This is a genomic window from Ruegeria sp. CDSB022 (genome assembly GCF_059611145.1).
This window is the reverse complement of the sequence record NZ_JBXWOZ010000001.1, coordinates 839,576-864,999: the sequence shown is the minus strand read 5'-3', so window position 1 is coordinate 864,999 and position 25,424 is coordinate 839,576. Positions and strand designations below refer to the sequence as shown.

The window sequence follows — 25,424 nt, the reverse complement described above, 5'->3', positions numbered from 1 at the left end:
GGTTTACGCAAATCGGCCAGGGCTAGTTTCCTGATCTGGCAAGGGCGTTTCCGGCAATCTGGATCAAACGCAAAATGAAAAAAGGGGGCCGTAAAGCCCCCTGTATTCTTTTCCCGGTCGGGTGTCTTAGGTGCGGACACCTGCAAAACGGTCCTGCCAGTCTTCGCGCTGTTCGTCGGTGATCTTGGCGAACAGAACATCGGGAACGGCAAAGTCGTGGCCTGCGGGCAGGGCGGACAGGGCCGCCGCAACATCGTCAGGCCAGGCGGTATCCATCGTGTTCATCGCGCTCAGCATACGGGCGGTGGTTTCGGGAATGAACGGCGCACTGAGCACGGCATAGAGCCGGATCAAGTTCAGACCCAGACGCACCTGTACCGCGGCCTGTTCTGGATCTTCCTTGAAGGTCGACCAGGGTGCCGCGGATTGAAGATACTCGTTCCCGGCAACCCAGATGGCGCGCAATTCCTGGGCGGATTTGCGAACTTCCATTGCCTCCATGAACCCTTCATAGGCGCGGACGCGGCGGGTCAGCTCTTCGATCAGGGCCTGCTCGCGGTCGCCATAGGTGCCGCCTTGGGGCACCGCCTCGCCGAATTTTGAGCGGCAGAACTTGGTGATCCGGCTGACGAAGTTGCCCAACACATCGGCCAGATCCTTGTTCACCGATTGCTGGAAGTTCTCCCAGGTGAATTCGCTATCGCTGCTTTCGGGCGCATGGCTCAGCAGCCACCAGCGCCAGTAATCGGCAGGCAGGATGTCCAGCGCCTGGTCCATGAACACGCCGCGACCTTGGCTGGTTGAGAACTGGCCGCCGTCATAGTTCAGGTAGTTGAAGGATTTCAGATGGTCGACCATCTTCCACGGCTCACCCGAACCTAGAATGGTCGCCGGGAAGGACAGGGTATGGAAAGGCACGTTGTCCTTACCCATGAATTGAACATAGCGCACGTCATCGGCACCTTTGTCAGTGCGCCACCAGCGCTCCCACTCGGCATCCGGCTTGCCGGTCGCATCAGCCCACTCCTTGGCGCAGGCGATGTATTCGATCGGCGCGTCGAACCAGACGTAAAAGACCTTGCCCTCCATGCCGGGCCAGTCCTGATCGCCCTTCTTGACCGGCACGCCCCAGTCCAGATCGCGGGTAATGCCACGGTCTTGCAGGCCGTCGCCGTCATGTAACCATTTCTTGGCGATCGAGGTGGTCAGGATCGGCCAATCGGTCTTGGAGTCGATCCAGGCGTTTAGTTGATCCTTCATTGATGACTGGCGCAAATACAGGTGCTTGGTTTCGCGCACCTCAAGGTCGGTCGAACCGGAAATGGCCGAGCGCGGCTCGATCAGGTCGGTCGGATCCAGTTGCTTGGTGCAGTTTTCGCACTGGTCGCCACGTGCACGGTCGTACCCGCAGTTGGGGCAGGTGCCTTCAATATAGCGGTCAGGAAGAAAGCGCCCATCGGCGTGGGAATAGACCTGTTTCTCGCTCACTTCGCGGATCAACCCGGCGTCATCCAATTTGCCAGCGAAATGCTGGGTCAGCGCCTTGTTCTGGGGGCTGGATGAGCGGCCAAAGTGATCAAAGCTCAGGCCAAAGCGCTGTGCGATATCGGCCTGCACGCCATGCATCTCGGCACAGTATTCGGCGACCGGCTTGCCTGCCTTGGCGGCGGCCAGCTCGGCGGGGGTGCCGTGTTCGTCGGTGGCGCAGAGAAACATGACCTCATTCCCCCGGCCGCGCTGATACCGCGCATACAGGTCGGCGGGCAGTTGCGAGCCGATCAGATTGCCGAGGTGCTTGATCCCGTTGATGTAGGGGATCGCCGAGGTGATGAGAATCCGAGCCATGTTCCGTTTCCGCGTATGTAACTGCAGGCCCGTCTATCTTATGTCACAGCCCAGCAAAAGCCCGGCTTTTGCACGGATGCAACTTTCCGGCCCCATGCACGGAAAAATCCCCAAAGAACGGGTTTCCCGACTGCCGCTGTGTCACCGTGTCAATTACCCATAGGTTGAAATATAGAATCACAACCTCTTGAAACTTTGTCATGACTCCCCATATTTACTGCATACCATCGTATACAATAACGGAGACGGCCCACTGATGTTCAGTTTTCTACTCGAGGGTGCATTTGTGCCCTTTACCATCGCGATTGCTCTGTTGTTTGGCCTTTTGGGGCTGGAACTGGTGGCGCTGATGCTGGGTGGAAGCCTGATGGCGGGCGAGGGCGACGTTGACCTTGATCTGGTTGACGCTCCGGAATTGGACATCGGTGATTTCGAACTTGATCTGGATGCGGATGTCGATCTGGGTGAGTTCGAGCTGGCCGAGGTTGCGGCGGAAACGCCGGTTGTGACCTCGGACGGTCCTGCAAGCTGGCTGGGCTTTGGAAAAGTGCCGTCCATGATCTGGCTGGTGGTTCTGCTGGCTGGTTTCGGCCTGTCTGGCATCGGCTTGCAGCTGGGCCTGCGTGATGTGATGGGCTTTGATCTGCCCTCATGGATGGCTGCGATCCCGGCTGGGGCCTTAGGCATCTGGTTTGCGCGTGGCTTTAGCGCGGTCTTTGCCCGCCTGCTGCCGAAAACCGAGACCGAGGCTATGTCCGAACGGATGCTGGCCCGCCGTCGCGGTTTCATCTCGCAAGGGACAGCATCGCGTGGCCGCCCGGCCGAAGTGCGGGTCATGGATCGCTTTGGCAATGCGCATTACCTGCGCGCTGAGCCCCTGCAGGACAAGGATACGCTGGAACAGGGCACTGAAGTGCTTGTCCTGCGCGACCGACGGCAAGACCGGTTCGTTCTGGTCGGCTTGTCAAACTAACTAAATTTCAAACCCCAATCTCGGAGGAATTTGCATGGAACTTACATTCCTAGCCGTCACAGTTGTGACCATTTTAGCGGTCGTTATGTTCATCGGCCTTGTACTGGCCCGACTCTACCGCCGCGCAACCCGCGAGGTGAGCCTGGTGAAAACCGGTGCTGGTGGTAAGAAAGTCATCATGGATGGTGGCGTCATCGTCGTGCCGCTGTTGCATGAGGTCAGCCCCGTCAACATGAAGACCCTGCGTCTTGAGGTGCAGCGCAGCGCCGAGGCCGCTTTGATCACCAAAGACCGGATGCGTGTTGACGTGGGGGTCGAGTTCTATGTCTCGGTCATGGCCACCGAAGAGGGCATCGCACGCGCGGCCCAAACCCTGGGCGACCGTACATTCGACGTCGAACAGCTGCGGGAAATGATCGAAGGCAAATTGATCGACGGTCTGCGCGCCGTGGCCGCGCAGATGACCATGGACGGTCTGCACGAAAACCGCGCTGACTTTGTGCAAGAGGTGCAGAATGCGGTCTCCGAAGACCTTTTGAAAAACGGCCTGTCGCTGGAATCGGTCTCGCTGACCGCGCTGGACCAGACCCCGTTCGAAGCACTTGATGAAAACAACGCCTTTAACGCCGTGGGTATGCGCAAGCTGGCCGAGGTGATTGCGACCTCGAAAAAAGAGCGCGCGCAGATTGATGCGGATGCCGAGGTGGAAGTGCGCCGTGCAGCGATGGAAGCTCAGCGTCAGAAGCTGTTGATCGACAAGGACGAAGAGCAGGCGCGCATCGAACAGACGCAACAGATCGAAACCCTGCGCGTGGCGCAAGAGGCCGAGATCGCCGCGCGGACCGAGGATTCTGTACGTGAAACCGAGCGTGCCCGGATTGCGCGCGAGGAAGCAATTCGAGCGGCTGACATTGAACGCGAGCGTAAAATCCGTGAGGCCGAGATCTCGAAAGAGCGTGAGTTGGAGGTTGCCGAGCAAGAGCGTCAGATCATCATCGCGCAGAAATCCGAAGAGGAAAGCCGCGCCCGTGCCTCTGCCGATCTGGCCCGCGCTGAGGCGACCAAAGCGACCGAAGCGGTGGTTACCGCCCGTCAGGTGGCCGAGGCCGAGCGACAGAAGCAGATCGTTCTGATCGAAGCGACGCGTGAGGCGGAACGTCAGGCCACAGCCATCCGTCTGGCCGCCCAGGCCGAGAAAGAGGCCGCCGCTGACCGTGCTGAGGCGCGCCGCGAAGAGGCGCAAGCCGAAGCGGATGCGCTGAACATCCGCGCCGAGGCCAAGAAGAACGACATGCTGGCCGAAGCGGAAGGTAAGCGCGCGATTGTCGAGTCTGACAATGCCCTGTCCGTTGATCAGATCCGTCTGAAGGTTGATCTGGCCCGGATTGAGGCGATGCCGACGATCATTGCGGAAATGGTCAAGCCCGCGGAGAAGATCGACTCGATCAAGATCCATCAGGTTGGCGGGATCGGTGCCGCCGGTGGTGGCGGAGGCGCCAATGGCGACAAGCCGGTGGTGAACCAGGCGCTGGATTCGATCATGGGCATGGCCGTTCAGATGCCCGCGTTGAAAAAGCTGGGCGAAGAGCTGGGCCTGTCGATGGAAAACGGGGTCGGGGGCATCGTCAACGGCGCGCTAGAGCCCACTGTTAAACCAGCCGATGAGGCAGAAGTGGTTGATCAGAAACCACGAACCGAACACTAAAAGAATGGGCCGGGAATTTCCCGGCCCTTTTTACTGCTTCTCGCGCGACCGTTTCAACAGGCGCCCGATAGTAAAAGAAGTTCGTGGCGAATAGACATAGTTGGTGCGCTCTTCGGGGGTCGGACGTGAGCGCATCCGCGCCAGTCCAAAGATGATCAGGAAGACGTGGCCAAGCGCTACAAAGGCAAAAAGCGCGCCGGGTCCAAAGGATTGGATCAAAGTGGATGACACGTAAGGCGAGGCAATCGCACCCAGCGCATACCAGAACATCAGCGCGGCAGAGAGCTCGACCCGTTGTTCGGTTGTGGCAAAGTCATTGGCGTGCGCGGATGAAACCGAGAAAATCGGGAAGGTCGTAAAGCCGAACAAACACGCGGCCAGCATGACGCCGACGGTTCCGGTGTTGCTGGCGGCCATGGTCACTCCACAGCTCAGGACGGCGGCAACCGAAAGCCAGATCAGTACCCAGCGCCTGTCGTATTTATCGGCCAGCCATCCCATCGGATATTGCGCCAACGCGCCGCCCAGCACGAAAGACGCGAGGAAAAACGCGATCTGATCGACGCCAAGCCCGACCTCTTGCCCGTAAACAGGGCCGACCATCCGAAAGGACGCCGAGCTTAATGCGGCAACCACCACCCCGGCCACCGCCAGAGGAGAGCTGTTCCAGGCCAGTTTCGGGCGCAGCCGCGGGGCGTCGGGCGTTTCGGGCTGGCTGGCGCGCGTCAGGGTCAGTGGCAACAGGGCAGCGCAGCACAGGATCGCCAGCAAGTTATACGAGACATATGATGCTGGTGGCAGAACTGCGATGATCAGCTGGGCGCAGAGGGACGCGCCCATATCGACGATGCGATAGGTGCCCATGGCGCGCCCGCGCGTCTCATTCGTGACTTTTGCGTTCAGCCAGGCCTCGATCACTGTGTAGCACCCGGCGACACAGGCGCCTGACGCGATCCGAAGGGCCGCCCAGATATAAGCGTTGTCCGTCAGGGTGTGCCCCAGCAACCCCATTGCGCCCAAAGCTGTGCAAACGGCAAATGCCCGCGAATGGCCGACGCTTCCCATCAGGCGCGGGGCCCACCAGCATCCGACAAAGAAGCCAACGAAATGGGCCGAGCCCAACAGACCAATTTGCCCGGTGGTGAAATTCAGGGTCAGGCCGGAAATCGCATCCAGCGGGCCAACGCCACCGGTGGACAGTTGAAGCAGAATGACGGAAAGAAATAGGGCGGCAAAGGAAATGATCGTGCGCATGATGGGCTCAGATTGCGATATTTACAGCGCGGTGCGCGCGGCTTATCGACTTTGTGGCGTCGTTTTTGATCTATCCAGTCTTTTTGATCTTGGCCCGGATATCAAGGCCAACAGTTTCCTTTACGAGGTCGGAATAACCCGAGGCGCCAAATTCGTGACGGTTCAGTGAACCGCTGAGTTGGATGGAGAGGTTATTCAAGTTGTCTCGGGCGCTGCCGGGCGGGCGAAAAATATTGGCGCGCAATGTGATTGGTCGCGTTACACCACGCAAGGTCAGATCACCTGTGATCTCGGCCCCGTTCGAGATACGTCCACCTTCGCCAAGCTGAATATCGGTCGAGGTGAAATGAATTGTGGGAAATCCTGTGGCGTCCAGAACCCCAGCGCTGAGCATGGGTTTGCGGGCAAAGGGCAGGTTGGTTCGCGCCTTGGCAACGTTCAGCGAAACATCCACCCGGCTGTTGGCCAGGTCGGTCGTGTCAATTCGGATATCTGCAGATCGTATCGGCATGGTTCCGGACTGTGTGATTCCGGAAAGCTCGAACGTAAAATCTACGGAAGTGCCATTGCGGACCAGTTCATAGGGACGCAACCCGGCCAGAGCCGGGTGCGCAAATGGAAGGGCGGTCAACCCGGACAGTACAGCGCGCCTTGTCAGTTGGGTCATATCATGACCTCCTGCCTGCGGGGCCGCGATCGCCTTAGCAACATCAGCAGGATAGCGATGTTCAGCCCGTTCCAGAGGATGCCATTGATAAAGGCCAGTTGATAATTTCCGGTTAAGTCGAATATCCACCCGGAGATCCATCCGCCCAGTGCCATGCCCATGATGGTCATCATCATGACAAAGCCAACGCGTGCTCCGGCCTCTTGCGGGGGCATATATTCACGTACGACGAGCGCATAGCTGGGGACAATGCCGCCCTGCGCCAGACCGAACATGAGGCTGATAATGTAAAGTGAGGCCATCCCGTCATAGGGAAGGAACAGAAATAGGGCGATACATTGCAGGAAAGAGCCGACCAGCAATGTCATCAACCCGCCCAGCTTGTCGGCGACCAACCCCGAGATCACTCGGCTGACCACGCCGCCCAGCAACATCAGCGAGAGCATCTCGGCCCCGACCGCCGGGCCATATCCGAGCCCGACGCAGTAGGACACGATATGGACCTGCGGCATCGACATGGCCACGCAACAACCGATTCCGGCCAGACCAAGAACGTATTGCAAGCTGCGCGGCGATATTCCCACGCTGCGCGCGTTGATCTGCGCATTGGCGGCGGCGGTTTGATGGGCCTCGATCGGGACTTGCCGGCGCAACAGCAGAGACAGGGGGATGACAACGAGCAGCGTTATGACCGCCAGCGTCAGATAGACCTGCTGCCATCCCTCACGTGCAAGGATGCCTGACAGAAGCGTTGGCCAGATCGCCCCGGACAGGTAGTTTCCGCTGGCAACCAACGCCACCGCAATCCCGCGGCGTTTCATGAACCAGTGTGAGATATCCGCGATCAGAGGGCCAAAACCAACAGCCGTGCCCAACCCCAACAGCAGATGGGCCAGTGACAAGAGCAGCATATTCGGCGCCCATGTTGCCAACAGATAGCTGACCGCGCTCAGAAGGGCGGCACCGATCAGTGCCTTGGTCACGCCCAACCGATCAACCAGTTGCCCCAGCCACATGTTCCCCAGTGCAAACCCGATCATCGACAAGACATAGGGAAATGAGGCTTCGGCCCGACCGGCGCTGAATTGCGCCTCGATCGCGGGCATCACGACGATTACCGCCCACATGCCCACATTCGCCACCGTAGCGATTGCGAGGGTGATCAGAAGGCGAAGCCAAGAATAGCGGCTGTCATGGATTGGATGGCTCATACCGGAACGCTAGGGTTGGATGTAGCACTTGGCTAGTCACAAGTGCCGTGAGCCGCGTAACTTATTCCCCCCAATACACATCTTGGGCCTTGATCCGCGTCAGGTTCAGCCCGGCATGCGTCTTGGTCTGGGTGGCCTGCCAGCTGACCGGGGGCAGGGCGCGGGCGCGACGGCGGGTCAGGGTCCAGCAGGGAACCCCGGCGTGATGATCCGCAGCCATGTGCCAGCGGGTTTCAACCCCCTGTGCGCCGCCATCGCCAGGGGTCAGTAACAGGCCCAGCGGGGCTGGCCCCATCGTGCCGCCTTGTTCCGCGGCCAGATGCATCCGTCGGACCGGCGTCAGGCCGGGCGCCTCGGGCAGATCGCAGATCACCAGTGGGGTTGCCCCGCTGCGCAACGCTTCTTCCATGCACCACAGCAGATCCTCGGCATGGTTGGGGCGGGCAAACAGGAACCGGGCCGGATCGGCAAAGGCCATCATCCCACCGGGGTGCAACTGGCTGGCCTCCCACGCGGGGGAAATCCACAGAACCGGCCCCTGTGCCTGACCGGCCAACCACATGGCAAAGCTGCGCCGGGCGGGGCCGCAGGCCTCGTGCACGCGGGCCAGTTGCAGGGTGATCTGCGGATGGAGATTCAGCCCTGCCATTTGTCGTGCGGGTTTGCGGCCAAGAAGGTGTGTGGACATGCTATTACTCTAGCATGTTCTTATTATGTTCTCAATATCGAGAGGGTATCAGCGCGACAGGATCAGACGCCCATCCGCGAATTGTATATTCGAGAACCGGTGCAGGTAATCCATGCCCAGCAAGGACTGATCCAGCGCCCCTTCATTCACCCAGGCCGAGACATTGCGATCCGTGATGGGCCCCAGTTCAAGGCTGTCCAGCCGTATCGGGGCGGTGCGCACCTCGCCATTGGCCGTCAGGGCCCGCCCGAAATAGTTCAGCTGATCGGGGTCAACACCGATGCGTCTGGCATCCGCCTCGTTCAACACAATCTGGCTGGCGCCGGTATCGACCAAAAAGGTGATGGGCTCTCCGTTGACCAGAACCGGTAGATAGTAGTGCCCGTCATAGGCGCGCGGCACCTCGATGCTTTCGCCGGTCACGGTCATCTGCGGGGCAGGGCCCACAGTGCTGCGGATATCGCCCCATAGTCCATAGGCGGCAATGATGCCGATAAAAATAAACACCCAGGCCAGAGCCTGTTGCAACGTTTTGTTCAGGCTTTGCCGGTTCTGAGAGATAAACCAGGCCACGACCGCTGCGCCCAGCAATCCAAGATAGGCCAGATTTGCAATGCTGTCGCCGTCCATACCGCTACCTTACTGCGTCACTCGAATCCAATATGGGGATTTATGACGCAAATCCAAAGGCTTTTAGCCCATCCAAGATAAACTGAACTGACAAGGCCGCCAGCAGCATGCCCAACAGGCGGGTCAGCACATTCAGCCCGGTCTTGCCCAGAATTCGTGCCACCGCGCCTGAAGACAGGTAGGTGACGAACACCATCGCCACTACGATCAGCATCATGCCGATCACCACGGCCAGACCCTCTATGCCCGGATGCTGCCCGGCCAGCAGGATCATTGTGGCAATCGCGCCGGGTCCTGCAATCAGGGGAATACCCAGCGGAAATACCGAAGGATCGGGATGCTCTTCTTCTTCGGCGCTGTTTTCGCGACGCTTGGTGCGCCGTTCGAACAGCATGTCCAGCGCTGTGAGGAACAACAGAACGCCGCCGGCAACGCGGAACGCCTCCATCGAGATGCCAATAAAGCCCAGAACCGCCTCGCCGAATGCGGCGAACATGGCCAGAATCCCAGCCGCTGTCAGACAGGCGCGCACCGCTATTGTATAGCGCGCATGCCGATCCATGCCTTGTGTCAGGGCCACAAAGATCGGCGTTTGTGCTGGCGGATCAATGACCACAAGCAATGTTGTAAACGAGGTTATGAGAAAGGCTGTATCCATCATGCTGCGGTCTCCGCCTGTTCCAGCCGCTCTGCTGCAACCACCCAAAGCGCCTCGGCTTTTTGCATGGCCTCGACCACCTCGGCAAATTTCCGGTTCCAGGTTGCCAAGTCGTTGATCTTGTCGTCTTCATACAAACTGGGGTCCGCCAGTTTGGCCGAGAGCTTTTCGTGCATATCCGTCAATTTCTCGATCCGTTCCTCGCATTTGCGCAGATCGGCGCGCAGGTTCAGAACCGCCTCGCGCGATGGGCGTTTGGGCTTGGCCGTCAGCGGCTTTTCCTTAACAGGTTTGTCGCGGCCCAGCAGTAGGGACCGATAAGATTCCAGATCCCCGTCAAACTGTTTGACGGATCCGTCCGAGACCAGCCAGAGGTGGTCCGCCACCAGCGAAAGCAGGTGCATGTCATGACTGACCAGCACTACAGCCCCGGAATAGGCGGTCAATGCCTCAACCAGCGCCTCGCGGCTTTCGATGTCCAGATGGTTGGTCGGTTCGTCCAGAATCAGCATATGCGGGGCGTCGATGGTGGCAAGCAGCAGCGACAGGCGCGCCTTTTGTCCGCCGGACAGCCGCCCGACCTTGGTTTCTGCCTGATCGGCATTCAATCCGAACCCGGCCAAACGCGAGCGCCACTTGCCCGGTGCTTCATTCGGGCGCAATCGGCGCAGATGATCCAAGGGCGTCTCGTCCACATGCAGCTCATCCACCTGATGCTGTGCAAAATAGCCGATGCGCAGCTTAGTGCTGCGGCTCATCTTGCCAGCCATCAACGGCAGACGATCAGACAGCAGCTTGGACAGGGTCGATTTGCCCTGACCGTTCTTGCCCAGCAGCGCGATGCGGTCATCCTGATCAATGCGCAGGTTCAGTCTGCGCAGCACCTCGGTCTCGCCGTATCCCGTTACACCGCCTTCGATCTGAATGATCGGGGGAGACAGTTCTTCGGGTTCGGGGAAGGAAAAAGCGCGCAGAGCAGCCTCTTGCGGGGTCGAGACCAACTGAATGCGTTCGATCATCTTCAGGCGCGACTGGGCCTGAACTGCTTTGGACGCCTTATAGCGAAAGCGATCCACGAAGCTTTGCAGATGCGCGATGCGCGCCTTCGCCTTGGTGTTTTCCGATTCCGCCTGTGCCAGACGTTCGGCGCGGCGTTCCGCGAATTTATCGTAAGGCACCGCGTAATATGTCAGCTTGCGGTCTTCCAGATGCAGGATCGACCCCACAGCGCGGTTCAGCAATCCGCGGTCATGGCTGATGATGATCACTGTGTGCGGGTATTTCGCCAGATAGCTTTCCAGCCACAGAGCGCCTTCCAGATCCAGATAGTTGGTCGGTTCGTCCAGCAGCAACAGATCAGGCTGCGAGAACAGTACCGCTGCTAGCGCGACGCGCATGCGCCAGCCGCCGGAAAAGTCCGAACAGGGTTTCAGCTGATCCTCGTCATCGAACCCCAACCCCTTGAGGATCGAGGCTGCGCGCGCTTCGGCCGACCAGGCGTCTATATCGGCCAGCCGGGTCTGAATATCGGCGATGCGTCCGGGGTCCGTGGCACTATCGGCTTCAGTCATCAGTGCGCTGCGCTCGGTATCGGCGGCCAGAACGGTATTGATCAGTGAGGCATCGGACGAGGGCACCTCTTGCGCCACGCCACCAATACGCGCCCGTTTCGGGACAGCAATACTGCCCGATTCCAGCGCCAGTTCCCCCCGGATCAAGCGAAACAGGGTGGTCTTGCCGGTGCCATTGCGCCCCACTAGTCCAACCTTGTGGCCATCGGGGATGGTTGCGCTTGCGCCCTCGAACAAAGGGCGGCCTTCAACGGCATAGGTGATGTCTTGAATCCGTAACATATGCTGCTCTTAGCAGAGCCGTTATGCCGCCGCCAGCAGCTTGCATGTTCAACCGGCATTCAATGTGTTAGCGCTGTTTTGCCTGAAGTTTTCACACGGTTCCATCATGCATACAGCCCGAACACCTCCGTCGTTGGTCACGCTGGTCTTTGCCACGGCGTTGTCGGTGCTGACGCTGAATATGTTCCTGCCATCGCTGGCGCATATGAGCGTGGACTTTCAGGTGGATTACGGCCTTATGAATCTGGCGGTTGCGGGATATCTGGCGGTTTCTGCTGTGCTGCAACTGATTATGGGTCCTCTGTCGGATCGATATGGGCGCAGGCCGGTCCTGTTGATCTGCATGTCGATCTTCGTGGTCGCATCCATCGGCTGCGTGCTGGCTGGGTCAATCTGGGTGTTTCTGGGTTTTCGCCTCATTCAGGCTGTGGTCGTCGCCGGGTCTGTGCTGTCCAGCGCCTCAATCCGCGACCGCTATCCCCCCAACGAGGCGGCCAGCAAGCTGGGCTATGTCGCAATGGCTATGGCGTTGGCGCCAATGCTGGGACCGATGTTGGGCGGCGCGTTGGACATGCTGTTTGGCTGGCGCTCGGGGTTTGTTCTGTATTCCGTACTTGGCACCGGTCTGCTGGCTTTGCTGTGGTTTGATATGGGAGAGACCAATATAAACCGCGCCCCAACATTCGCGGCGCAGCTGAAGGAATATCCGCATCTGTTCCGCGCCCGCAGGTTTTGGGGTTATGCCCTATGCGCGGCATTTTCGATCGGCGGTTTTTTCAGTTTTATCACCGGTGCACCGTTGGTTGCAGCTGCTTGGTTTGATCTGAGCCCCGCGATGCTGGGTCTTGGGATCGGCATTATCACCGGCGGGTTCATGGTCGGGAATTTTGTCACTGGCCGATTGGCGGCGCGGACGCAGTTAACAACGATGATCCTGATAGGGCGGAATGTGGCCACGGCAGGGCCGCTTTGCGGGCTGCTTCTGTTTTGGGTCGGGCTTGGTACGGTTTGGGTCTTTTTCGGCTCGGCCATCTGTGTCGGTTTCGGCAATGGACTGACCAACGCCAATGCATCGTCGGGCGTGATGTCGGTTCGTCCCAAACTGGCAGGCAGCGCGGCGGGCCTGTCAGGTGCAATGATCGTTGCGCTGGGGGCGGTTCTGACCACGATCACCGGCGCCTTTGTCAGCCCTGAAAACGGACCTTTTCTTGTGCTTGGCATGATGTGCGGGTGCAGCTTTATCGGCCTTCTGGCCGTGCTCTATGTTCGTCGGATCGACAGTCTGGACCCGTTGCCCAGCACATTGTGACCGGCAAAGCGCCGGAGCAGGGCATCATAACACTTTTCATAAGCTACAGACCATGATACGCGGCCCGCGATGGATTTCGGCGCGGGCCCCGCGCCCTATTTTTAAGGAGAGGCCGACATGGCACTGGAACGCACATTCTCGATCATCAAACCCGATGCAACCCGCCGCAACCTGACTGGCAAGATCAACGCCAAGTTTGAAGAGGCCGGTCTGCGCATCGTTGCGCAAAAGCGCATTCACATGACCAAAGCACAAGCTGGCAAGTTCTATGACGTCCATGCCGAGCGCCCGTTCTATGACGAACTGTGCGAATTCATGTCGTCCGAGCCGGTTATTGTACAGGTTCTGGAAGGCGAAGGCGCCATTGCCAAGAACCGCGAAGTCATGGGCGCAACCAACCCTGCAGATGCGGCCCCCGGCACCATCCGCGCCGAGTTCGCTGAATCGGTTGGCGAGAACTCGGTCCACGGTTCAGACGCACCGGAAACAGCAGCGGTTGAGATTGCCTATTTCTTCTCGGGCATCGAACTGGTCGGCTAATCTGTTTTAAGATCAAGCCTATAAAGCCGCTCCCGGGGTCGGGGGCGGCTTTTTCTATGCGGGTTTCAAATCGTCCGAAGATACCCGGACGCCGATCGCATCCAAGTCGGCAATCATCTTCGTCTGCGGCGCAGTACCGTTGCTGGCTTTGATTGCGTCGAACCTTTGCCGCAGGGCTTTTTTCTCTTCGCCTTTGCAATCGTTCCAGGGGCGGCCTTGCAGCCCCATCACCAAAACATAATAGCCGATGAAATGAGGGCGCGATCCAGCCTGCAAGAGTTTTGCATAGGCCGCGTCGGGGCCTATCTCGCGCAGTTGCTGGGCCGAGTGGATACCGGCACGCGCACAAGCCTGTTCATAGGCCGGGCCGAGGTTACGGATAGTTGAGATCGGGTCAGACATAATCGACGTTTTAACCGGTGTCAGAATTACTGTCACCCGATCCTTTTTTACCTTTGCGGTTCATGATCACCGGATCAGGGTTTGCGCGACAGACGAATAGTGGCTTCAAGGCCCGGATCACAGTTGCGGGCGTGGAACATGCCTTTGTGCATATGCGATATAGCTGCGACCAAAGCCAGGCCCAGACCTGCATTGCGCTCGGTCCGGGCGGGATCAAGTGTCACAAATGGCATCTGCAGACGGGCCAGATCGTCCTGTGGTACACCGGGGCCGTGATCCCGCACGCTGAGGTTGGTATACAGGCCGTCATCCGAAATATTGATCGTGATGGTCGAACCATCAGGCGCGTATCGCAGAGCATTTTCTAACAGGTTGGACAGTGCCTGAGACAAAAGGGGGCGGTGGCCGGGAAGGGGGGCAGTTGACCCTGTAACTTCAAGTGTTACGCCCTGATCCGTGGCAACCGGATCATAGAGCTCGACCACGTCCGCCACGAGTTGCTTAAGGTCGACATCTTCGAACTGCTCTCGCCCGACACCTGCTTCGGCACGCGAAATCTCAGTCAGTTGGCCCAGAACCCGCAGGACATGATCAACCTCGGTCGTCGCGCGCGCGATGTCGATTTCGCGATCCTGTTCGGATTTGCGGCTATCTGACAGGGATTCGACCCGCTGTTTCAACCGCGACAAAGGAGAGCGTAGATCATGCGCGATCGAATTCGAGGTTGTCCTTAGATTGCTGACCAACTCCTCGATCCGGTCCAGCATCGTATTGAGCGTACCTGAAACCTGATCGAATTCATCACCGGTCCCGCGCAAGGGCATCCTGCGCGACAGGTCGCCTGAAACGATATTTTCTGCGGTCGAGGCGATGTCAGACAGGCGCGAAAAGACGAGCCTGGTAAACAGCCAGCCTGTCAGGACGCTCAGCGCCAGCGCGATTGCCAGCGCGAAGCCGACCGAGCGTAAAAGAACACGGTCAAACTGCTGTCGTGCCAGCGCATCCCGCCCGACAAGCAGGCGTTCTCCGCCCGGCAGACGAATGGATGCAGCCGAGATTGGCACCAGCTGTTCGCTGTCCGAGCGTCGCAGCTCTAGTTGGACCCAACCACTTCCGGCAGTGATGTCATCGGGCCATTGTCTCAGGTTGCCAGCCAATTTCGTCCCGTTGCGGTCGGTCAACAAATAGAGGGCATCCCGTTCAGAGGCGGTGGGAATACGGCGTTCGATGGCTGTCAGCAAACCGATGAGCCCGCGCCTTTCGTATTCATCGGCCAGACCGGTCAATTCCGCGGAAACCACCGAGCGGGTTTCGCTTTCGATACTGCGATTTGCGGTGACATAGACAAGGGCCAGCACGGTGGCTGTCAGCAATGTGCTCAGAACCATGCTGGCCAGAACCAAACGCGTTCTGGAATTATTGAACGAAAGCCGTAGGTTATCCATCAGATATCATGTAACCTGCGCCCCGGACTGTTTCAATCAACGGGATCTCTCCGCCTTCATCCAATTGGCGGCGCAGTTTCGAGATATGGACGTCAACCACATTGGTGTTCGGGTCGAAATGATAATCCCAGACACCTTCCAGCAACATGGTGCGTGACACTACGCGGTTCTTGCGTCTCAGGAAGAATTCCAAAATCTGAAATTCACGCGGTGTCAGGGTAATCTCTCGCCCGTTGCGGGTGACTTTGCGGGTCAGCAAATCCATATCCAGATCGCGGCAGGTCAGGGTTGGGTTTTCCTCAGATTCCTGCGGGCGTCTTAACAGAGCTTCGATCCGCGCATGCAGTTCCTGAAAAGAGAACGGTTTGACCAGATAATCATCTGCACCGGCCCTCAGGCCTTTGACTCTCTCATCGACCGCGCTCATTGCGGTTAACATCAGAACCGGAGTTTTCAGACCCGCGGCGCGCATGGATTTGATCAGTGACAGGCCGTCTAGACCGGGCAGCATTCGGTCCAGAACGATGGCGTCAAAGCCACCATCTGTGGCGTGATACAGCCCTTCGCGCCCATCCGCGGCCTGTTCGACGACATATCCTTCCTCGCTGAACCCTTTTGCTATGAATTCCCGGGTGTCTTCATCATCTTCAACGATCAACAGGCGTCGGCTCATGATCTGAAATCCTTTCTACCGGAACTTAAACACAATTTTTCAAACAAAGTACAAGATTTGACCGGTTTAGATGCCGGGTGCGTCGTTGCGCACCCGGCTGCTCCGGCAGATTGCGGACAATTCAATCATGCCAGAGAGGCGCCCGCCAGATCTCCCCATCACGTGGCGCGCGCAGGTGTTCGATCAGGCGATTTCCACCGCAACAAAGATCTGGTTGCCGCCACGGTTGATCAGGACAAGCGCGGGATCAGTTTTTTCGCTGTCCAGCGCGTCTTTCAGCGCGTCAGGAGTGGCCGTGTCCTGGTTGCCCAGCTTCACGATCACGTCGCCACGCTGAAGACCGGCTTTGGCTGCAGGGCTGTCCGGTTTCAGGTCCGTGACGATCACACCGTCAATATTCTCGGCCACGCCCAGTTCCGCACGGTTGGTTTCTGTTAGTGGTGCAACGGTGACGCCCAGGGCGGTGCCCGAAATGCCTTCATCCACTGACTTTTCCATTTCGGCCGATGCGGACTGATGCTGTCCGATCGTCAACTTTATGTCTTGCTCACTGCCGTTGCGTAAAACTGTAAGCGTGCTTTCTGTTCCAACCTTGGTTGTCCCGACAAGGATCGGCAGGTCGCTGCTGGACGCGACGGGTTCGCCGTTAAAGGTCAGGATGACGTCGCCCTGTTTCAGGATGCCTTCGGCAGGGCTGTTGGCAACAACGTCCGAAACCAATGCGCCGTTTGAGGCATCAATTCCCATCGCCGCTGCGATTTGAGGGCTGACATTCTGGATTGACACACCCAGCCAACCGCGGCTGACCTGGCCATCATCGCGCAGATCCGCGGCAATATGGTCCACAATGTTCGACGTGACGGCAAAACCCAACCCGACCGACCCACCGCTCGGGGAATAGATGGCCGAGTTCACGCCGATAACCTCACCATCCATGTTGAACAGCGGGCCACCGGAATTGCCTTTGTTGATGGCCGCATCCGTCTGGATGAACTCGGCATAAGGTCCCTGCGAAATATTGCGGTCCTTGGCCGATACAATCCCGGTCGTCACGGTCGAGCTGAGGCCAAACGGGTTCCCGATGGCGACGACATCCTCGCCCACACGGATCACATCGCTATTGCCAAGCTTTACGGCCTGAAGTGGCTCGCCCGCGTCGATCTTGAGAACCGCGATATCGGTCAACGGGTCGGTACCGATCACCTCAGCCTCAAAAGTTCGGTCATCATTCAGGCGCACGGTCACGGTCGCTGCATCGTCGACCACGTGATGGTTCGTAATGATGTACCCGGCTTCATCCAGTACAAAACCTGACCCCAAACCCTGAGAAGGACCACGACGGGGGGCATCGAACCCTTCAGGCACGCCAAAGCGTTTGAAGAATTCACCGAATGGTTGGCCTTCGAAATCAAACTGCTGTCCATTTTCCGGGCCCTTGGCGGCGTTTTGTTCCGCGATGATGGTCACGACAGAAGGTGACACGCTCTCAACTAAATCAGCCAGCGCTTCGTCAGCTTTCGAGGGCAGGGCGGTCGTCGCCAATAATGCCGCACTCAGCGCTGAGACGCCTATCCAGTTTGATGTGCGTGGCATAAGAAGAGAGGATTTACGGATGCTCATTTTGGTCTCCTGATTGAAGCACGCGACACTGGCCGCGCCTTGGATCAAGAGATGCTGCATCAGTCTGTGACTTTCCTGATTGGTTGGTTAATAAATCTTAATTTTGCCACAAACGAGAGGCTCTATCCCGGCGTCGGGTGGCAAAGATTCGCGGAATTCTTCCGAATCATAAGGTGAGAATCGGTGGATTGTTGCCTGTTCGGCAGTCAAATGATGATTTTAGTTGAATTAAATCTGTTTGATAAACAAAGCGAGCGCTCAGAAATTGATGGATTTATGACACAGCCATTGGTTGTGAGTAGATCTGATGTCATAGGCTGAATTTGCCGGAAACATATCATATTATGAACATGTTATATATATGGTCTGTGATAAATGGAGTGTACTTGCATTTAGATTTTCTCGGACGAACAACCTATAGTAGAAACACATTGAGAGAAATGTTGCGTAAAAACCAAACTGATACATCAGAAAATGCAAGTTTAGGCCAATTTTACGTTGTTTGAGAGCATCTGATAGGTGACGATGGTCTTGCCCAAGCGAAGGGAAGTCGGCGGCACTAGGGGGTGCCAACGGCTTGTCACAGTCTCTGGAAGCGCTGAGCGGCATGTTAACGAGGGGGTCTTGTTTAGGTTCGGTTGCGGAATATTCGGAATGCCTAGTGTGTTCTGGACGCGCTTTCAGGATCAGTGAAAAGTGGTAGTCCTTAATTGGGTAACCGGCCCGGTCTTCATTGACCGGGCCGTACTCGTTTTAACTGTTGCGATTTTTGGTCCAGATATCCCATGCTTCGGGCGTGTCCAGATCCAGCACGGCATGTTGGCCGGGGAGCACACATAGATGGACCTTGTCCGGATGGTCCCGAACCACAGATTGTGCGCCTTCGTCTCCGGTCAGGCGGCTGATCTGATCGAACAGGAGACGGCTGAAGATCACAGGGTGGCCAGGCTGTCCTGACGCGGTCGACCCGCGCCAGATCAGCTTATCCGGATACGCCTTAGTTGCCTTGATCAGCGTCTGAAGGTCATCCAGAGTGATTTCAGGCAGGTCAGCTAGCAGAACCATGACGGCTTCGGCCTCTTGCCCAACAGCAGACAGGGCCCCTCGTAAGCTGGCATTCATACCTTCTTCCGCATCTGCGATTTCGACCAGATGCAGGTCCAGCCCCTGCAACACGTCGTACCTGGGATGAGGCTTGGACGGCAGGGCAACAATAACCGACGATGCAGCCCGTGCCGTCTGGGCGGAACGGAGCAGCAGCGGGCAGCCATCAATTTCTTGCAGCAGCTTATCTGCGCCTCGCATACGCCGGGATTGTCCGGCGGCCAGAAGGATGATGGGTATTTGCGTCATGCGCCGACAATGCAGACGTATGAAAGCAGTGTCATCCCCTCATACGCGCGCCATCGGCGTCGAATAACGGTTCTGAGATCACGCGTGCCTTGCACAACTGGCCAAGTATTTCGATTTCTACTTCCAGCCCGTCCGCAGCGCGGTCTGTTGGCAGAAACCCCATGGCAATGGACTTGCCTGCATAGTGTGAATAGCCACCCGAAGTGCAAAACCCGGCGACCTTTCCGCCCAGCCAAACCGGCTCATACGCGTTGACATCAGCGTCCTCGGCATCAACCTCGAACGCGACCAGTCGACGGGCAGGGCCAGAGGCGCGTTCAGCCTCGGCAGCTGCGCGGCCAATGAAATCGGCGTTCTTAGAGAATGAAATGAACCGATCCAGACCGGTTTCCGCGGCCGTGTAATCGGGCGAGAACTCTCGCATCCAGGAGCCAAAGAATTTGTCCAGTCGCAGGCTCATCATCGCGCGCATACCAAAGGGGACGATGCCGCGTTCTTGCCCGGCCTGCCATAAGGTCCACCACAACTGCCTTTGTGCCATGGGATCGCAGTAGACCTCGTACCCCAAATCGCCGGTATAGCTGACGCGCTGGACGATACAGTCGGTCATCCCAACGGTCATGCGGCGCAGATCGAGGAACCGAAATCCGCTCAGGTCATCACGGGTGCAGGCCGCCAGAACCTGCGTGGCTTTTGGGCCTGCGATCTGGAACCCGTTCTGCCGATCGCTGATGTTTTCGACAGTCACGCCATTCTGCGCATTTTGCAGGAACCAGCGCATGTGAAACGCCTGAGAGCCGTAGGAGGCGGTCAGACGGAACTCGGTCTCATCAAGACAGGAAACGGTAAAATCACCGATCAGCTTGCCCTTTGGTGATAGCATCGGGGTTAGCGACACGCGGCCCGGTTTCGGGATTCGACCCGCCATGATCCGATCCAGCCAATCGCGGGCAGCAGGTCCAGCAATGCGGTATTTGCCAAAATTGTGCACTTCGTTGATGCCAACACCTGATCGCACGGCCCGAACTTCGCGCCCGGTGGCATCGAATGCGTTGGATCGGCGGAACGAGGGCGTTTCATAGCCGGGTTCATCCCCCTGGGCGAAGTAATTGGGCACCTCAAGCCCGTATTGCTGACCCCACACAGCACCAAGATCGGTAAAGATATCATACATCGGCGTTGTGCGGGCTGGGCGGGCTGCCGGCAATTCCTCGTTCGGATAAGAGACGCTGAACCGCTTCTGATAGTTCTCGATGACCTTTGGACGGGTATAGCCCGGGCTGATCCAATCCCCGAACCGCGCCACGTCCATCGCAAAGACGTCGCGCTCTGGCTCGCCCTCAATCATCCATTGCGCCAGTGTCAGACCAACGCCGCCGCCCTGGCTGAACCCGGCCATCACGCCGCAGGCCGACCAATAGTTGCGCAACCCCGGAACCGGCCCGACCAGAGGATTGCCGTCCGGTGCAAAGGTAAACGGCCCGTGGATCACCGATTTCACACCAGCCTCGGCCAGAACAGGAAAGCGGCGATAAGCGAATTCAATACTATCGGTGATCTTGTCGAAATCATCGGGAAGAAGCTCGTGACCGAAATCCCACGGGGTGCCGTCGACAGCCCAGGGCCTGCAGGTTTGTTCATAAAAGCCGATGCACAGACCGCGTCCCTCTTGCCGCAGATAGCTTTCGCCGGCGGGATCCATGACATGGGGATGTTCGCCACCTGCGTCGATAATTGCCTCAATTTGGGGGATCGAGTCGGTGACCAGGTACTGATGTTCCATCGGATGCAGCGGGAAATAGACACCGGCCATGGCGCCAACCTCGCGCGCCCAGAGCCCACTAGCGTTGACCACATGTTCAGCATGAATCGTGCTCTTGTTGGTGACCACATCCCAGGTGCCATCGGCGCGCTGATTTGTTTCGTGCACCATGCAATGGGTTTCGATTGTTGCGCCGCCCATCCGCGCCGCTTTGGCATAGGCATGGGTGGTTCCGGACGGATCAAGATGCCCGTCCAGCGGATCATAGAGCGCGCCGATGATGCCGTCGGTATTGGTGATCGGTGCGATTTTCCTTATCTCTTCAGGGCCTACGATTTCGGTCTCTAACCCCATAAAGCGGTGCTTGGCACGTTCGGCCAGGAGCATGTCAAACCGGTCGCGGTTGTCGGCCAACGTTATGCCGCCAACGTGGTGCAGGCCACAGGACATGCCGGTGATCTCTTCCAGCTCTTTATACAGCCGGATCGTATAGCCTTGCAGTGCGGCCATATTGGTGTCGCCGTTCAATGTGTGGAAACCACCCGCCGCGTGCCAGGTCGAGCCACTGGTCAATTCGGACCGCTCCAGCAGCATCACATCCGACCAGCCCAGCTTGGTCAGGTGATAAAGAACCGAACACCCGACAACGCCGCCACCGATTACAGCTACCTGAGTTGTTGTCTTCACGTCACAGTCTCCCCTTGCGATATAGTCAAAGCCTGCAATCGCAGAACCAGGGATACTGTTCCGTTCACGACATAGGCTGTCGCGGCGAGAGGATCAGAGGGGACGGATCTTCAGCTCTGTGATCCTGTTGCCTTCGCGCGCGACGACTTCGAATCTGAAACCGTGGAACGAGAATACCTGACCCGTGATCGGGATCATCTGCGCTTCGTGGATGACCAGACCGGCCACGGTATTGGCCTCTTCGTCGGGCAAAGACCATTCCATCGCGCGGTTTACATCGCGGATCGTCATGGCGCCTTCAACAAGGTACTGGCCGTCTTCGGTTCGCGTTACCGGGACGTCCTCATCAATATCAAACTCATCAGCAATCTCGCCGACGATTTCTTCGAGGATATCTTCAAGCGTGATTAGACCCCTGAGTGAACCATATTCGTCGACCACCAGCGCAAAATGGCTATGCATCCGCAGGAATTCCCGCATCTGATCGTCCAGAGTGGTCGTTTCAGGAACAAAATAAGGGGCGTTCGCTACCTTTGAGACATCGAACTCTTTCAGTCGGTTGTTTTCACGTTCGCTGCTTCCTGCATGAGCATACATAGCGCGGAACAGGTCTTTGGCGTGAACAACCCCAACGATGTTTTCTGGTTCGTCCCTAAAGACAGGCAGGCGTGTATGGGGGCTTTCAAGGCATTGTTTCAGGATCGCCTCGGGAGCGTCATCCGCATCAACCATCTCGATATTCGAACGATGGAGCATGATCTCTTCAACCGCACGTTCACCCAGATCCAAGGCGCCCAGAATACGGTCACGGTCTTCCTTCTCGACCACGCCTTCGGAATGGCCCAGATGCAGGGCCCCAACGATTTCGTCGCGCACGGCCAGAATGTTGCTGTCCGGGTCGATCTGTACACCGAACAGGCGTAAAACTCCCCGTACCAATAGGCGTACGGCCGAAACGACCGGTGAGAATAGGGTGACAACCACGCTGATGATCGGAGCAACGGCGGATGCCGCTTTTTCCGAATTGGTTATGGCATAGGTCTTGGGCAAAACTTCAGCAAAGATCAGAACCAGCAAGGTCATGACCAGGGTTGCCAATGCTACGCCGCTTTCGCCAAAGAGGCGCGTGAACATCGCTGTGGCCAACGAGGCCGCAAGAATGTTGACCAGGTTGTTGCCCAGCAAAACCGATCCGATCAGCCGTTCGTTGTCGTCGGTGATGTCCAGCGCCTTCTGCGCCCCGCGCGACCCTTTGTCCGCCTGCGCCCGCAGCTTGCCGCGTGACGAGGCCGTCAGAGCCGTTTCAGAACCCGAGAAAAACCCCGATAAGAAGAGCAATAGCAATATGGCACCGGACGTAAGCCAGAATGTGCCGTCGATCAGAGAAGTTGAGGGTTCCATCGGTCCTTAGCTGCTTGTGTTTCTGCGTCTGTTATGGGGGCGCGGCTTGACTGGATCAAGGAGTTAGCCCTTTTCAACTGGATCTTTAGCTAATGGGTGATGCTGCAACACCAGTTCAGCCAGCCGTTCTTCCAGGACATGAGTATAGATTTCTGTGGTCGCCACATCCGCGTGACCAAGCAATGTTTGAATCGATCGCAAATCGGCGCCGTTGGCAAGAAGATGTGTCGCAAAAGCGTGACGCAAGGTGTGCGGTGTAACCTTTTCGGGCGAGACCCCACCGTGAACCGCCAGTTCCTTGATCAGATGATAGAACATATGCCGAGTCAGATGCCCGGCCTTGCCACGTGAGGGAAAAAGAAATCGGGAACTCTGCCCACCCTTTGAAACACGCTTTTCGTCAGTCTCATCCCGAGCCGCCAACCATGCCGAAAGCGCCTGTCGAGCCGGTGGGGACAGTGGAACCATCCGCTCTTTGCCACCTTTTCCCAATACCAAGAGCATCCTCGGATCGCCGCGCGCCGATGACACCGGCAACGATACCAGTTCAGTGACACGCATCCCGGTGGCATACAGGATTTCCATCAGACAGGTATTGCGCAGCTTTTCGATGTTGTTTCGCCCGCTTTCGCGCGCAGCAGCCAGTAACTGGTCCACCTCGGATACATCCAGAGTTTTCGGCAGCCGCTTTGGCCGTCCTGGGCCTTTGATCTTGATCGCGGGGTTTGTCGAACGCCAACCTTCCTCGAATGCGAACCGATAAATCTGTTTTATAGCAGACAAACGGCGCGCGCGGGTGGATTGAGCCAATCCCTGTGCGTCGCAACTGATCAGGTAATCCTCAACCTGCTTGGCGTCGGCCTCGGCAAACCCAATTTTCCGGCGCCGCAGCCAGGCCGAAAAATCCTTGAGATCGCGGCCATAGGCAACAAGCGTATTTTGGGCAGCGCCTAACTCGGCGGCCTGTGCTTCCAGAAAGATCGAAATCCAGATTTCGTCAGAGCCCGGAGACGTCATGGTCACCTGCCCTGCAGGATCAGCAGGTTCAGCGCGGCGCGGCGCGCGGTATCTTCTAGACCGACCCGGCGCAGGGTTGCCATGGCTGCTGTCAGGTCGACCAGATTTCCCCGCGATCCATGGGCAAACAGGACCATCGTCTCCAGAAGCGCCTCACCGAGGCGGCCTTCGTCCAGCATGTTGCTGATATCGGTTGGCACCGGCGCCGCCCATGCAAACCCCTCTGCGATGGCATCCGCCAGCGGCGAAGGGGAGGGCGCGCGCCCCGGATCACCCTGAGCCAGCGCAGCCAGAAACTGACTTTCTTCAGAATTGTCCGGAGCCGACAACGCCGCTGTTTCATATAGATCTGACAGCAACAGAATGCGCCACCGCAGATCCTCGGCCGCGGGTTTCTGTAGTTTGACCTGAGAGAGGCGCCCGGCGAAAAGTTCAGCGAATGGCACTTCCAGGCCGATATTGCGCATCTGGTTCCAAACCACCGGCAGAGCTTTGGCGATCTTTGCCGAATTGCCAGAATCAAGTGCATTTTCGAACCGCTGTATCGACGATACCCGGTCCCATACGGCTCCAGACGCAGCCGGAGACCGTTCTGTATAGAGCCCCAGCAGTTGATTTGGCGTTAGCGCCCCAACGCGTGTCAACCGTTCCGCGGCTTCGACCTGAGCCTTCCAGCCCGCAACATCCCGCAGATCCGCATTTGCGAAGACGCGGGGCAAAGCAGCCGAGGGCAAACGTTCGCCAATAGCTTCGAACAAGCGGAACATCAGGGGCGAGGGGTCGTCCGGTTGCGGCAGATACTCGGCGTCTTCGTACAGTTCAGGGCTTAGAAACCTGTCCAGAACCTCCAGCTCTTGCGGTGCCAGAACCTGTAGGGCATGGGCTGCCTCAAGCGTGAGAGCGGCCGAGTCCCAATCCCCACGCCGGGCCTTGCAGAAAATCTGAGCGGCATAGTCCCGTGACAAATGCGGCTGAGCAATCAGCGCCGTGCAACTGCGATCTTCATCCCCGGTCAGAAGGGTGGCGTCGAACCAGCGTTGAAATCGGTCAAGACTGTTCGTCGGGCCGGCCAGCTGTACCAATGATTGCGTGGGGTCCGCAGCGCCAAGATGCATGAGACGGTCGAGCCGCGCCAAAAGCAAAATCTCTTCCCCTTTACTGGATGTCGGTGCCCGAGCTTCGGTTAAAAGCAACGTGAACAGCAAACGCTGCATTGCTGGGTTATACTTGACCGGGACGCTTTCGATCAGTTCGGACAGGCGTTGGGGATCGCTGTTCTGCCACATGTCGACAGGCAATCCTGTGACAGTCGAAGCAACCAGGCCCAGGGGTTGTGACAATGCCTGAAGTGGGGTCACAAGAACATCGGGCTGACCGCCGGGCTGCGCCACGGGTGGCTCAAGCAAAACCGTCCCCGGAAGGTTTTCCGGAGGATTGGCCAGCCATTCAATAACAGAAAGGGGTTCCTGCTGCGCCTGCGCTGTTCCTGCAAGAAACAGCGCAACCACCGCCACTTTATTCGACATTCAGTATTACCGGCTCCCTGACCTCGCTTTGCGGCGCAGAGAAATCTGCACCAAAAAACTCACCCAGGTAGACATATCCCACCAGCCCGATGAAACACAGGCAAATCAGATATATCAGGAACTTGATCAGACGGCCCATGGTCAAACGCTGCCTCAATTTTCTCTTTTGACCAAGTTATAACTGGCATTTTTCCTAAGATCACGT

23 protein-coding genes are annotated in these 25,424 nt (G+C 57.8%); 4 read left to right on the top strand and 19 right to left on the bottom strand.

All coding sequences use genetic code 11. The annotated features are described in order from the left end of the window. Positions 1-126: 126 nt before the first annotated feature. Both metG and AC2FIZ_RS04330 read right to left on the bottom strand, forming a co-directional pair. Positions 127-1,845 (bottom strand): methionine--tRNA ligase, encoded by a 1,719-nt coding sequence (gene metG, locus AC2FIZ_RS04335; protein ID WP_496750541.1) that lies wholly within the window; start codon positions 1,843-1,845, stop codon positions 127-129. A gap of 43 nt (positions 1,846-1,888) precedes the next feature. After that, the gene (locus tag AC2FIZ_RS04330) at positions 1,889-2,047 is read right to left on the bottom strand and encodes a hypothetical protein (RefSeq protein WP_496677781.1); all 159 of its coding nucleotides are present in this window, start codon (positions 2,045-2,047) and stop codon (positions 1,889-1,891) included. A gap of 54 nt (positions 2,048-2,101) precedes the next feature. Here AC2FIZ_RS04330 and AC2FIZ_RS04325 point away from each other — a divergent pair, with 54 nt between their 5' ends. Together AC2FIZ_RS04325 and AC2FIZ_RS04320 are read left to right on the top strand one after the other, a co-directional pair. Further along, entirely contained in the window at positions 2,102-2,818 is a 717-nt protein-coding gene (locus AC2FIZ_RS04325; RefSeq protein ID WP_496790640.1) for an OB-fold-containig protein, read from the top strand. A 34-nt stretch (positions 2,819-2,852) separates the two neighbouring features. Further along, positions 2,853-4,523, top strand: a complete 1,671-nt coding sequence (locus tag AC2FIZ_RS04320) for a flotillin family protein (protein ID WP_142634287.1) — start codon at positions 2,853-2,855, stop codon at positions 4,521-4,523. Positions 4,524-4,553: 30 nt separating this feature from the next. On the opposite strand, the gene AC2FIZ_RS04315 is transcribed toward AC2FIZ_RS04320, so the two are convergent. The 7 genes from AC2FIZ_RS04315 to AC2FIZ_RS04285 form a co-directional block, all read right to left on the bottom strand. Further along, positions 4,554-5,777, bottom strand: coding sequence for an MFS transporter (locus AC2FIZ_RS04315; RefSeq protein ID WP_142634285.1), 1,224 nt, complete (start codon positions 5,775-5,777; stop codon positions 4,554-4,556). Positions 5,778-5,847: 70 nt separating this feature from the next. Further along, positions 5,848-6,444, bottom strand: coding sequence for a YceI family protein (locus tag AC2FIZ_RS04310; RefSeq protein WP_142634283.1), 597 nt, complete (start codon positions 6,442-6,444; stop codon positions 5,848-5,850). After that, on the bottom strand, positions 6,441-7,655 hold the full coding sequence (locus AC2FIZ_RS04305; protein ID WP_496790639.1) for an MFS transporter: 1,215 nt from the start codon (positions 7,653-7,655) through the stop codon (positions 6,441-6,443). The genes AC2FIZ_RS04310 and AC2FIZ_RS04305 overlap by 4 nt, the downstream gene beginning before the upstream one ends. Before the next feature lie 61 nt (positions 7,656-7,716). After that, complete coding sequence (locus tag AC2FIZ_RS04300; RefSeq protein WP_142634279.1) at positions 7,717-8,343, bottom strand: ImuA family protein; 627 nt, start codon at positions 8,341-8,343, stop codon at positions 7,717-7,719. Between the two features lie 48 nt (positions 8,344-8,391). Beyond that, positions 8,392-8,973 (bottom strand): retropepsin-like aspartic protease family protein, encoded by a 582-nt coding sequence (locus AC2FIZ_RS04295; protein ID WP_142634277.1) that lies wholly within the window; start codon positions 8,971-8,973, stop codon positions 8,392-8,394. 40 nt (positions 8,974-9,013) lie between these two features. Continuing rightward, positions 9,014-9,634, bottom strand: coding sequence for a MarC family protein (locus AC2FIZ_RS04290; RefSeq protein ID WP_142634274.1), 621 nt, complete (start codon positions 9,632-9,634; stop codon positions 9,014-9,016). Next, on the bottom strand, positions 9,631-11,484 hold the full coding sequence (locus AC2FIZ_RS04285; protein ID WP_281994729.1) for an ABC-F family ATP-binding cassette domain-containing protein: 1,854 nt from the start codon (positions 11,482-11,484) through the stop codon (positions 9,631-9,633). Before AC2FIZ_RS04285 ends, AC2FIZ_RS04290 begins: the two co-directional genes overlap by 4 nt. Positions 11,485-11,590: 106 nt before the next feature. On the opposite strand from AC2FIZ_RS04285, the gene AC2FIZ_RS04280 reads away from it, so the two are divergent. Both AC2FIZ_RS04280 and ndk read left to right on the top strand, forming a co-directional pair. After that, positions 11,591-12,793 (top strand): multidrug effflux MFS transporter, encoded by a 1,203-nt coding sequence (locus AC2FIZ_RS04280; RefSeq protein ID WP_281994728.1) that lies wholly within the window; start codon positions 11,591-11,593, stop codon positions 12,791-12,793. A 117-nt stretch (positions 12,794-12,910) separates the two neighbouring features. Then, positions 12,911-13,333 carry a nucleoside-diphosphate kinase gene (gene ndk / locus AC2FIZ_RS04275; RefSeq protein ID WP_142634270.1) on the top strand — a complete coding sequence of 141 codons (423 nt, stop codon included), beginning with the start codon at positions 12,911-12,913 and terminating at the stop codon, positions 13,331-13,333. A 54-nt stretch (positions 13,334-13,387) separates the two neighbouring features. On the opposite strand, the gene AC2FIZ_RS04270 is transcribed toward ndk, so the two are convergent. The 10 genes from AC2FIZ_RS04270 to AC2FIZ_RS04225 form a co-directional block, all read right to left on the bottom strand. Continuing rightward, a complete protein-coding gene (locus AC2FIZ_RS04270; RefSeq protein ID WP_496677805.1) occupies positions 13,388-13,735 on the bottom strand; it encodes a TfoX/Sxy family protein in 348 nt (115 codons plus the stop codon). A 74-nt stretch (positions 13,736-13,809) separates the two neighbouring features. Further along, positions 13,810-15,180, bottom strand: coding sequence for a sensor histidine kinase (locus AC2FIZ_RS04265; protein WP_496790637.1), 1,371 nt, complete (start codon positions 15,178-15,180; stop codon positions 13,810-13,812). Further along, positions 15,173-15,853, bottom strand: coding sequence for a response regulator transcription factor (locus tag AC2FIZ_RS04260; protein WP_142634264.1), 681 nt, complete (start codon positions 15,851-15,853; stop codon positions 15,173-15,175). Before AC2FIZ_RS04260 ends, AC2FIZ_RS04265 begins: the two co-directional genes overlap by 8 nt. A gap of 183 nt (positions 15,854-16,036) precedes the next feature. After that, on the bottom strand, positions 16,037-17,473 hold the full coding sequence (locus AC2FIZ_RS04255) for a Do family serine endopeptidase (protein ID WP_281972220.1): 1,437 nt from the start codon (positions 17,471-17,473) through the stop codon (positions 16,037-16,039). Positions 17,474-18,226: 753 nt separating this feature from the next. After that, positions 18,227-18,826 carry a nucleotidyltransferase family protein gene (locus AC2FIZ_RS04250; RefSeq protein ID WP_142634260.1) on the bottom strand — a complete coding sequence of 200 codons (600 nt, stop codon included), beginning with the start codon at positions 18,824-18,826 and terminating at the stop codon, positions 18,227-18,229. Between the two features lie 31 nt (positions 18,827-18,857). Beyond that, a complete protein-coding gene (locus tag AC2FIZ_RS04245) occupies positions 18,858-21,275 on the bottom strand; it encodes a GcvT family protein (RefSeq protein WP_281994725.1) in 2,418 nt (805 codons plus the stop codon). Positions 21,276-21,368: 93 nt separating this feature from the next. After that, a complete protein-coding gene (locus tag AC2FIZ_RS04240; RefSeq protein ID WP_142634257.1) occupies positions 21,369-22,676 on the bottom strand; it encodes an HlyC/CorC family transporter in 1,308 nt (435 codons plus the stop codon). Between the two features lie 63 nt (positions 22,677-22,739). Next, positions 22,740-23,693 (bottom strand): site-specific tyrosine recombinase XerD, encoded by a 954-nt coding sequence (locus AC2FIZ_RS04235; RefSeq protein WP_271946685.1) that lies wholly within the window; start codon positions 23,691-23,693, stop codon positions 22,740-22,742. 2 nt (positions 23,694-23,695) lie between these two features. After that, on the bottom strand, positions 23,696-25,219 hold the full coding sequence (locus AC2FIZ_RS04230; RefSeq protein ID WP_271946686.1) for a hypothetical protein: 1,524 nt from the start codon (positions 25,217-25,219) through the stop codon (positions 23,696-23,698). Next, on the bottom strand, positions 25,209-25,358 hold the full coding sequence (locus AC2FIZ_RS04225; RefSeq protein WP_185956616.1) for a hypothetical protein: 150 nt from the start codon (positions 25,356-25,358) through the stop codon (positions 25,209-25,211). The genes AC2FIZ_RS04230 and AC2FIZ_RS04225 overlap by 11 nt, the downstream gene beginning before the upstream one ends. Positions 25,359-25,424: the final 66 nt, after the last annotated feature.

Coding starts and splice junctions, on each gene's coding strand:
- metG (WP_496750541.1), bottom strand. CDS start 1,845: ATGGCTCGGATTCTCATCACCTCGGCGATCCCCTACATCAACGGGATC.
- AC2FIZ_RS04330 (WP_496677781.1), bottom strand. CDS start 2,047: ATGACAAAGTTTCAAGAGGTTGTGATTCTATATTTCAACCTATGGGTA.
- AC2FIZ_RS04325 (WP_496790640.1), top strand. CDS start 2,102: ATGTTCAGTTTTCTACTCGAGGGTGCATTTGTGCCCTTTACCATCGCG.
- AC2FIZ_RS04320 (WP_142634287.1), top strand. CDS start 2,853: ATGGAACTTACATTCCTAGCCGTCACAGTTGTGACCATTTTAGCGGTC.
- AC2FIZ_RS04315 (WP_142634285.1), bottom strand. CDS start 5,777: ATGCGCACGATCATTTCCTTTGCCGCCCTATTTCTTTCCGTCATTCTG.
- AC2FIZ_RS04310 (WP_142634283.1), bottom strand. CDS start 6,444: ATGACCCAACTGACAAGGCGCGCTGTACTGTCCGGGTTGACCGCCCTT.
- AC2FIZ_RS04305 (WP_496790639.1), bottom strand. CDS start 7,655: ATGAGCCATCCAATCCATGACAGCCGCTATTCTTGGCTTCGCCTTCTG.
- AC2FIZ_RS04300 (WP_142634279.1), bottom strand. CDS start 8,343: ATGTCCACACACCTTCTTGGCCGCAAACCCGCACGACAAATGGCAGGG.
- AC2FIZ_RS04295 (WP_142634277.1), bottom strand. CDS start 8,973: ATGGACGGCGACAGCATTGCAAATCTGGCCTATCTTGGATTGCTGGGC.
- AC2FIZ_RS04290 (WP_142634274.1), bottom strand. CDS start 9,634: ATGATGGATACAGCCTTTCTCATAACCTCGTTTACAACATTGCTTGTG.
- AC2FIZ_RS04285 (WP_281994729.1), bottom strand. CDS start 11,484: ATGTTACGGATTCAAGACATCACCTATGCCGTTGAAGGCCGCCCTTTG.
- AC2FIZ_RS04280 (WP_281994728.1), top strand. CDS start 11,591: ATGCATACAGCCCGAACACCTCCGTCGTTGGTCACGCTGGTCTTTGCC.
- ndk (WP_142634270.1), top strand. CDS start 12,911: ATGGCACTGGAACGCACATTCTCGATCATCAAACCCGATGCAACCCGC.
- AC2FIZ_RS04270 (WP_496677805.1), bottom strand. CDS start 13,735: ATGTCTGACCCGATCTCAACTATCCGTAACCTCGGCCCGGCCTATGAA.
- AC2FIZ_RS04265 (WP_496790637.1), bottom strand. CDS start 15,180: ATGGATAACCTACGGCTTTCGTTCAATAATTCCAGAACGCGTTTGGTT.
- AC2FIZ_RS04260 (WP_142634264.1), bottom strand. CDS start 15,853: ATGAGCCGACGCCTGTTGATCGTTGAAGATGATGAAGACACCCGGGAA.
- AC2FIZ_RS04255 (WP_281972220.1), bottom strand. CDS start 17,473: ATGAGCATCCGTAAATCCTCTCTTCTTATGCCACGCACATCAAACTGG.
- AC2FIZ_RS04250 (WP_142634260.1), bottom strand. CDS start 18,826: ATGACGCAAATACCCATCATCCTTCTGGCCGCCGGACAATCCCGGCGT.
- AC2FIZ_RS04240 (WP_142634257.1), bottom strand. CDS start 22,676: ATGGAACCCTCAACTTCTCTGATCGACGGCACATTCTGGCTTACGTCC.
- AC2FIZ_RS04235 (WP_271946685.1), bottom strand. CDS start 23,693: ATGACGTCTCCGGGCTCTGACGAAATCTGGATTTCGATCTTTCTGGAA.
- AC2FIZ_RS04230 (WP_271946686.1), bottom strand. CDS start 25,219: ATGTCGAATAAAGTGGCGGTGGTTGCGCTGTTTCTTGCAGGAACAGCG.
- AC2FIZ_RS04225 (WP_185956616.1), bottom strand. CDS start 25,358: ATGGGCCGTCTGATCAAGTTCCTGATATATCTGATTTGCCTGTGTTTC.